Origin of the sequence: Streptococcus sp. UBA4344 (assembly GCF_002393675.1) — a bacterium.
GTDB classification, from domain to species: domain Bacteria; phylum Bacillota; class Bacilli; order Lactobacillales; family Streptococcaceae; genus Streptococcus; species Streptococcus vicugnae.
Genome location: NZ_DGTE01000005.1, coordinates 42,039 through 50,756, shown reverse-complemented (window position 1 = coordinate 50,756; position 8,718 = coordinate 42,039). Strand labels below are relative to the sequence as shown.

General features: G+C 37.4%; 11 protein-coding genes. All 11 read right to left on the bottom strand.

Going from position 1 to position 8,718, the window contains the following annotated elements; translation table 11 throughout:
- Window positions 1–254: 254 nt before the first annotated feature.
- Window positions 255–647 (bottom strand): 30S ribosomal protein S9, encoded by a 393-nt coding sequence (gene rpsI, locus B4D49_RS01010; RefSeq protein WP_003067667.1) that lies wholly within the window; start codon window positions 645–647, stop codon window positions 255–257.
- Window positions 648–669: 22 nt separating this feature from the next.
- Entirely contained in the window at window positions 670–1,116 is a 447-nt protein-coding gene (gene rplM / locus B4D49_RS01005; protein ID WP_074482944.1) for a 50S ribosomal protein L13, read from the bottom strand.
- A 202-nt stretch (window positions 1,117–1,318) separates the two neighbouring features.
- On the bottom strand, window positions 1,319–2,275 hold the full coding sequence (locus B4D49_RS01000; protein ID WP_199544565.1) for a ketopantoate reductase family protein: 957 nt from the start codon (window positions 2,273–2,275) through the stop codon (window positions 1,319–1,321).
- A 104-nt stretch (window positions 2,276–2,379) separates the two neighbouring features.
- Window positions 2,380–3,009, bottom strand: a complete 630-nt coding sequence (locus tag B4D49_RS00995) for a helix-turn-helix transcriptional regulator (RefSeq protein WP_199544567.1) — start codon at window positions 3,007–3,009, stop codon at window positions 2,380–2,382.
- Window positions 3,010–3,128: 119 nt separating this feature from the next.
- A complete protein-coding gene (locus tag B4D49_RS00990) occupies window positions 3,129–3,989 on the bottom strand; it encodes a DegV family protein (protein ID WP_074482948.1) in 861 nt (286 codons plus the stop codon).
- Window positions 3,990–4,145: 156 nt separating this feature from the next.
- Entirely contained in the window at window positions 4,146–4,658 is a 513-nt protein-coding gene (locus B4D49_RS00985; protein WP_286782912.1) for an NYN domain-containing protein, read from the bottom strand.
- Window positions 4,659–4,705: 47 nt separating this feature from the next.
- Window positions 4,706–5,455 (bottom strand): 23S rRNA (guanosine(2251)-2'-O)-methyltransferase RlmB, encoded by a 750-nt coding sequence (rlmB, locus tag B4D49_RS00980; protein ID WP_074482950.1) that lies wholly within the window; start codon window positions 5,453–5,455, stop codon window positions 4,706–4,708.
- A gap of 60 nt (window positions 5,456–5,515) precedes the next feature.
- Window positions 5,516–5,917, bottom strand: coding sequence for a Mini-ribonuclease 3 (locus tag B4D49_RS00975; RefSeq protein WP_074482951.1), 402 nt, complete (start codon window positions 5,915–5,917; stop codon window positions 5,516–5,518).
- Complete coding sequence (cysS, locus tag B4D49_RS00970; RefSeq protein WP_286782911.1) at window positions 5,910–7,256, bottom strand: cysteine--tRNA ligase; 1,347 nt, start codon at window positions 7,254–7,256, stop codon at window positions 5,910–5,912. The genes B4D49_RS00975 and cysS overlap by 8 nt, the downstream gene beginning before the upstream one ends.
- A gap of 32 nt (window positions 7,257–7,288) precedes the next feature.
- Complete coding sequence (gene cysE / locus B4D49_RS00965) at window positions 7,289–7,906, bottom strand: serine O-acetyltransferase (protein WP_199544574.1); 618 nt, start codon at window positions 7,904–7,906, stop codon at window positions 7,289–7,291.
- A 16-nt stretch (window positions 7,907–7,922) separates the two neighbouring features.
- A complete protein-coding gene (locus B4D49_RS00960) occupies window positions 7,923–8,678 on the bottom strand; it encodes an SseB family protein (RefSeq protein ID WP_286782910.1) in 756 nt (251 codons plus the stop codon).
- Window positions 8,679–8,718: the final 40 nt, after the last annotated feature.

Below are 8,718 nucleotides of genomic sequence, written 5' to 3'. Positions count from 1 at the left end.
TAATTTACACTGTCAACACTTTTTTTGATAGTTTCTTTACAGCATTAGCATCAATCCTGAAAGTTATTTTAAGCCCTTAAAAGCAGTTCTATTTTTCATGCTTATTTTTTTCTTATCATACGTTTATTATGCTCTAAAAGAGCCTTATATCGCAGATTTTCAGAAATGCGATAGCTATTTAGCTTTTAAAAGCAAAAAAAGACATCCAAGATAAAAATCTTGAATGTCTTGAAACGTTGATATAATCGTATTGATTAACGTTTTGAGAATTGTGAAGCTTTACGAGCTTTTTTAAGACCTGGTTTTTTACGTTCAACCATACGTGCATCACGTGTAAGAAGACCAGCGCGTTTCAATGAATCACGGAAATCTGGGTCTACTTGAAGCAATGCGCGAGCGATACCGTGACGGATAGCTCCTGATTGACCTGCGTATCCACCACCTACAACGTTAACGAAAACGTCGTATGAACCTACAGTTGAAGTAACTGCAAATGGTTGGTTAATAACAAGACGAAGGTCAGCATGTGGGATGTATTCTTCTACATCTTTTTTGTTAACAGTGATTTTACCAGTACCTGGAACCAAACGTACGCGTGCAACAGCGTTTTTACGACGACCAGTACCTGTGTATTGTGCTTGTGCCATTTAATTGATGCTCCTTTCTCTCTTAGATAAGTCCTTTGATATCAAGTACTTCTGGTTGTTGAGCAGCGTGTGTGTGTTCAGCACCAACGAAGACTTTCAATTTCATACCTTGTGCACGTCCAAGAGTGTTGTGTGGAAGCATGCCTTTAACTGATTTTTCAATCAAGCGAACAGCATTTTTAGAACGAAGTTCACCTGCTGAGATTTGTTTCAATCCACCTGGATACATTGAGTGAGTGTAGTAGATTTTATCAGTTGCTTTTTTACCAGTTAATTTAACTTTTTCAGCATTGATAACGATAACGAAGTCACCTGTATCAGTGTGTGGTGTAAATGTTGGTTTGTTTTTTCCGCGAAGTACGCTAGCAACTACTGCAGAAAGACGTCCAAGAGGTACATCTGTTGCGTCAACAACGTACCATTTACGTTCAACTTGGCCTGGTTTAGCCATGAATGTTGTTTTGTTCATGAGTTCTCCTATACGAATTCGTTTTTGTTTACAAAATGTGGATGTTCCGGTCCACGAGTTATTTGAAAGGTTCCGGGGCCTTACAAATGGGGTAAACAATACCGTTTATTATAATACCAAAAAAAGTGGTAGTAAGTCAACACTTACGAACCATCTTTTCTAAGTTTTTTTAGCTTTTTTCTGCACTTTTTGGCGAAAGCGGTTAGCGGAATTTCCGAGTATTTTCAGCCAAATGAACCAAGTGACGTAAGAAGTCGTGAGTCTTAGCTTGATAACCATTGGCTACACCTAAATCGTAAATATAACCATTGATATAGTCAACTTCTGTCTCCCTGCCTTTACTCATATCTTGATACATTGATGGGTAGTGAAGCGGACTTGTTTCTGCACTAACATATCGAATAGTCTCCCATTCTTGCTCACGACTGCCAAGTGGTTTTATTCCAGCCAACTCTGCAACATCATAGGCTTCATCAATTAATTGTTTTCCTAAAGCTTCTGCACCTTCATAATCAATATATTGGCCCATGCGGATTTCAAAAAGTGTGCAAATCGTATTAATAACTGAATTAAAAACAACCTTTGTATAAAGTGTTCCTAAAAAATTATCTGTCAGATTTGGATTAAGATTTGATGCACTAAAATCAGCAATAATCTGCTTTTGAACGCTATCGACATGACCGGACTGTGCAGCTAAATTAATTGAACCTGCGCCAGCCTTTCCGATGAAATCGACATCTCCTGCAGCTTTTAAAACTGTTCCAATTAAACAAGTCCCTGCCAAAACTTTTTCAGGAACAAAATAGTGATTAATCTTTTCAATGTGCCCCATGCCATTCATGCCAGTAAAAACGTATTGATTACTATTGAAGAAATGTTTACTTCGCTCTAATAATTTTTGTAGATGCATCTGTTTATCAAAAATAATCAAGACATCTGGTTTTCCATGGTAGTTTTCTGGTAGGTAAATATCAATCGGAACCAAGTGGCGGTTTTCGCCATCTCGTGACTGATAAACCCCTCCTTGTTTTTGAATTGTATCAACTTGTTCCTGCCAAGTATCAATAAAGTCTACTTGAGCTCCCAAATGTTCCTTCAGCAATAGTCCAAATCGTAATCCCATTGCACCACTTCCAAGTACTGCATACGTTAAAGTCATCAATCTACCTCCCTTGATTTTTTAAAATTATATCACTTCTCTCAAGAAATAAAGCAGGTTGAGGGTATTGATTTTTTTATTGCTGGTTATAACTATTATGAATTTCACCCTTTAACACGAACATCATAGTCCAGACTAACAACCTTCTCGTGATAATTGTCAGCAGTGATTTGAACTTTATAAGACCCTTTTTTAAAGTAAAGTTTTTGGCTATCTTTTAATTCATCGCCATCAAGTTGATAGCAACACTTGTTATTTTCATCAACAATACTTAAATGTAAATCTCCATCGTCTGTCATCCCATTTACTTTAAGATTCAACTTTTCATCTTCTGGTAATGTGAAATAACCTTTAGCAATTTCTAAAGTTTTTTGGCTAGTTGCACTTTGACCATAAGTCTTATCTTTTTTCATTGAAAACTTGACTGAGTGTTCTTCATTATAGTTATACAAAAAGAATGCTCCGATAAGGCAAACCACTGTGGCAATTACAGCAAGCATTGGCCACAGCTTCTTCTGCTTATCAGAATTTTTTGCTACACTTGGTATAGTTTCTTTTTTAATTAATTGGTCAACAGAGATGCCAAAATAATCACTAATTTTAACCAGCATTTCTACATCTGGATAGTTTTTCCCATTTTCCCAATTTGATACAGTCTGTCTTGAGACATGAAAAATATTAGCAAAATCATCCTGACTCAATTTTTCTTGTTTTCGTAATTCACTGATGTTCATTCTTTTCCCGCCTTTCACCAAAATTATCCTCTTTTTTTCATTTGAATACTAGCAAATACCTTTTGACATCACGGTAAAAATCATTTTACACGCCGTCAAATTCGCTTGGCAAAGGCAAATTATCGTGCTTCTTTTCCGATTGTAAAGACGGCTAGTGTTCCAGGTCCGACGTGTGCTGAAATGATTGGGCCTAACGGCATAATAAGAACATTGTCAATATCTTCATGTTCTAACAATGATTTTTTAAGCGTTTCAGCCCCTTCAATGTCATTGGCGTAGGCAACCACAGCTGTCCTGTGAGCTAATGCTTGTGTCGCTTGTGAAACCACTTCTCTCAATGCTTTTTTACGTCCACGAATTTTAGCCAAAGGAACTAATTTACCAGAAGCTTCAATCCACAAAAGTGGCTTAATATTAGCTAAACTGCCCATGATGGCTGACGTTTTTGAAAGACGTCCACCACGCATCAAATGGTAAAGATCGTCAACCAAGAAATACGTTCGTAGACGTGGCAAAATATCGACAATCATCGCTTTTGTTTCTTCAAGTGTCTTACCTTCATCACGCGCTGCAGCTGCAAGAATAGACAAATACCCTTCACCACCTGCAGCAGCTAACGTATCAACAATCTCAATCGTAGCATCTGGGTATTCTTCTAACACTAAATCACGCGCAATCATTGAACTTTGATAAGTCCCAGAAAGCACAGAAGAGAATGCTAAATAAAGGACTTTATCGCCATTTTCAGCGTGACGACGAAAAGATTCTTCAAATTGACCTACATTGACTTGACTGGTTGTTGGTTTTCCACCATTTTTCATACTTTCAAGCAATTTCTCACTAGTCAAACGATTAGGACCTACTGTTTCATAAATTTCCCCATCAAGCTGAACTGTTAAGCCTAAAATTTCAACATCATGATCATTCGCCCAATTCTCATCTAAATCTGCCGTTGAATCTGTTATTAATTTAAAAGTCATAATTCTCCCTTTTTAATACTTAAAACTATTTTCTTAACTAACATATTGTCTAAAATAACAATCATTCACCAAAAATACTTTGATTATCAAATGATTTATTTTTTATTATAACAAAAAAGCCCGCATTTAGCGAGCTCCTTTAAAAAGTTTACTAGTTTAAATATCATCAAGTAACTGTTTTAATTGATCCATTTGTCCGTCATTCCATGGGCGAAGCTTTGGGGTGGTTAAATCGATATGTTTTGACATTTTATCTAAATCTGACTTAACAGTGTTAACACGTTGTTCCAACTCACGTGCTGAGACACGAAGAGCTCCTTGTGAAAAAATGGTCCATTGTTCATTTAAGTCACTGGTAGCCACTTCTACAAGGTGACGTGGAGTATTTAACTCAGCAGCTGTGCGCTCAATATATGAGTCAGCCGTTTCATCCTCTTCTGTAAAAATGACTTGAATTTTATATTCATCGTAACGTTGACGAACACCTGGAACATATTGCGCATCAAAGACACAAATGATATCAAGATTTTCAAAATGGGCGTAATTATTGATCTTGCGTAGCAAAAGATTTCGCGCTTCATCTAATCGATTTGTCTTAAACAGTTGACGCGTTTCCTGCCAAAAGGCAATCATATTGTAACCATCAACTAAGAGGATTCTTTTCTTCATTTTTTATTCCTTTCATGGATGGCTAGTTTTTTGGCTTTACATGAATCTTAGTCTACTTTATGACGGAAAACTTCATACATTAATACCGCTGCAGCGACACTAGCATTCAAACTTTGAACATGACCGTTCATCGGAATCGTAATCATCTCATCAACTTGTTTTTTGATATTCGGTGAGATTCCTTTACCTTCATTACCAATAATTAATGCTAATTTCCCTGAAGTATTCCATTTGTGAGATGGTGTTCCGTTCATATCTGTACCAAACACCCAGAAGCCTTGTTCTTTTAACTTATCAAGTGTTTGGCTAAGGTTTGTTACACGTGCGATTGGCACATGCTCAACAGCACCTGTTGATGTTTTAGATACTACTGGAGTTACACCTACTGCACGATGTTTTGGAATAATCACACCAGTAACATTTGTAGCATCAGCTGTTCGCAAGATTGAGCCAAAATTATGTGGGTCATTAAGCCCATCCAAGATAAGGATAAGTGGATTTTCTTCTTGCGCAGCTTTTTCTAAAATGCTATCTAATTCAGCATAAGCAAATTCTGAAACGCGTAAAACAAAACCTTGGTGAACAGCCCCATTAGTCATCTCACTAAGTGTCTTCTTAGGCGTCCAAGAGATAGAAACTTTCTTTTCAGCTGCTAGACTTTTAATTCGATCAACGTTTTTTCCACGTAAATCATCTTGAATGTAGAGTTTATTTCCTGTATTAGCCGTTAAACTTTCCGTTACTGCATGGACACCGTAAACGATGTCGTTTGCTTCATTAAAATCTTTGTTCTTCATAGTGTTATTATAACATGAAAACCAGCTCTCATGCGAGAACCGGCTATTTTTATTTTTTGCTTAATCTTCAATTTTTTCAACAGCTTGAATACACCAATCGATAAGTTCTTCCAGACGATCAATTTGATCTGTCATATGAAGGTAACCCATCACCGCTTCAAACCCTGTTGACATGCGATAAGTCACGACATCAGCATTTTTGGCTTTGGTGTGACTGTTGGTGTTACGACCACGTTTGTAGATTTCTTCTTCTTTTTCAGACAAGAGCTTTTCTTCAAGCATTAGATTAATCAACATGGCTTGAGCTTTGGCTGAGACGTATCTTGTAGCTTTACGGTGTAATTGATTAGGTTTCGTTAAGCCTTGAAAAATCAAGTGTTTACGAACATACATAGAATAAACCGCATCGCCTTCAAACGCAAGAGCAATACCATTAATCAGATTGACATCTACCTTAGTCACGTGTCCACCTCACACCATCTTTGGTATCAAGAAGTTTAATACCTTGTGCCGCTAATTGATCACGAATGGCATCAGCTGTTGCAAAATCTTTGTTTGCACGCGCTTCTTGGCGTTTTTCAATCAAAGCTTCAATATCAGCATCAAGCACTTCTTCTTCAAAAACAATACCAAAAACAGCTAACATTTTAGCAAAAGTATCTTTAGTTGCTTGATCGTAGTTTCCTGAATTAATCCATTTTGCCATATCAAAGACAACTGTAATACCGTTTGCTGTATTAAAGTCATCGTCCATTGCTGCTTCAAAATCAGCTTTGAATTTTGCAAGTTCAGCTGAATCAACAGCTTCTCCAAGCGGCAAGGTAAAGGTATTTTTCAAATATTTAAGGTTAACCGATGCATCATGAACTGCTTTTTCAGTAAAGTTCACTGGTTTGCGGTATTGTTGTGTCGCAAGGAAGAAACGTAGCACTTGGCCATCGACAGTTTTTAACATATCATGAACTGTTACGAAGTTTCCAAGTGATTTTGACATTTTTTCATTGTCCACGTTAACAAAACCATTGTGCATCCAATAGTTTGCAAATGTCTTACCAGTTTTAGCTTCTGATTGAGCAATTTCATTTGTATGGTGTGGAAATTCTAAGTCAGCACCACCACCGTGTATATCAATGGTATCGCCCAAGATACTTGTCGCCATTACTGAACATTCAATGTGCCAGCCTGGACGACCTTGTCCCCATGGACTTTGCCAAGAAACTTCACCAGGTTTAGCAGCTTTCCAGAGTGCAAAATCCAAAGGATTTTCTTTAATGTCACCTTCACCATCTACACGACCACTGGCACCTACTTCAAGGTCTTCTAGGGTTTTATTAGCTAATTTAGCGTAGTTTTTGCTTTTAGCGACACGAAAATACACGTCTCCGTTTACTTCATAAGCGAAACCTTTATCCACCAAATCTTTAACAAAGGCAATAATCTCGTCCATGTAATCAATGACACGAGGATTTTTTGTTGCAGGTTCTACACCAAGTTCCTTAACATCTTCCATAAAAGCAGCAATAAATTTATCTGAGAAGGCTTTTGTATCCATACCAGCTTCTGCTGCACCTTTGATGATTTTATCATCAACATCAGTAAAGTTAGAGATGTAATTAACTTTGTAACCACGGTATTCAAAGTAGCGGCGAATCGTGTCAAAAGCAACAACACTACGAGCATTTCCGATATGGATATAATTGTAAACTGTTGGCCCGCAGACGTACATGTTAACTGTATTTTCAGTAATTGGGACAAAGTCACGAAGACTTCGAGTCATTGTATCATAAATCTTAATTGTCATGTTCCTTCCTCCAATCTCCATTTATCTTTCCATTAAAGTTTTGATGAATGTAAACTTTGATAGCGTGCTTCTTCCAATTTTGATGTGTAATACTCACGATGTTCTTCGAGGTCATGAATAGCATTTTCATCTTTTTTACCATGAACACGAACAACTTTCGCTGGCACTCCGACTACTGTTACATCTGCAGGAACATCTGAAACAACAACAGCTGCTGCACCTACTTTAGAATTTTTACCGATTTCGATAGGTCCAATAACTTGTGCGTGGGCAGAAACAAGCGCTCCTTCACGTACAGTTGGGTGACGTTTTCCAACATCCTTACCAGTTCCGCCCAGAGTCACACCATGATAAAGCATAACTCCTTTTTCTACAATTGCTGTTTCACCAATAACAAGACCTGAACCATGATCAATAAAGACGCCTTCAGCAATTTCAGCCCCTGGGTGAATTTCAATTTGTGTCCAAAAGCGCCAGAATTGACTGTGCATACGCGCTAATAGTTTCAAACCATGTTTCCATAAGAAATGTGAAATACGATGCGCGGCCAAAGCTTTGACACCAGGATAAGTTAGTATAATCTCCAGAGAGCTACGAGCCGCTGGATCATTTTTCTTTACGATATCTATGCTTTCTTTCCACCAACCCATATCTTCTCCTTTCTTTTTAGTCATCTTCGTCGATTTCAGACCAATCAACTAAAATTTGTTGGTCATCAAACGGGTTAATTGCAACTCCGACCGTTTCATCAATATCATTTTCACCATGTCCTGGTTGATAAATATCTGCTAAGCGCCATGTTAAAATACTTCCTTGCGCTTTACGGAAAGGTGCACCAAATTCATTGTGGTTATACCATTTCGCAAAACTTTGAAGATTTGAAAAGGCTGGAACATAGCTTTTACCTTCTGGGGTAGACATTGTTGGGAACATGCGGTCAAAGCTTTTATCATCACGTGGGTGAACAAATGCAGGAACTAGATAGTATTTATCCAAAGTATCTGCAGCAAGGTTTTCTTCACCCATAAGTTTGTTCAAAATAGTTGTGTAAGCATTCAAAAATTGGATCAATTCACTACTTTTGAAAATTGTAGAATTGCCAAAATCACCTGTTTTCTTAAGATTGAAGACAATTCCTGTTAATCCTTTTTCAATGACTTCTTTCAAAACATCCAATGTTGGACGTTCTACCCAGTTTTGAGTTTTAGCACTATCTTGCTCTTCTTTGAAGTTTTCAAGATCTTCTTTGTCAGAAAAGACAGGAGTCACTCTTTGCCCTTCGATATCAAGAGCATATGGTTGATCGCTAGCCAAAACTGGAATGTTATGTAAAGCATTGACAAGAGCAATACTATCTAAAAAGTTGTCTGGTGCGTTAACAAAGGCACGCAAACGAATATCAAGTTCATTTAAATTTGTCATCGTTAAACTCCACAATATAAGAGATAATCAATCAGAAAAA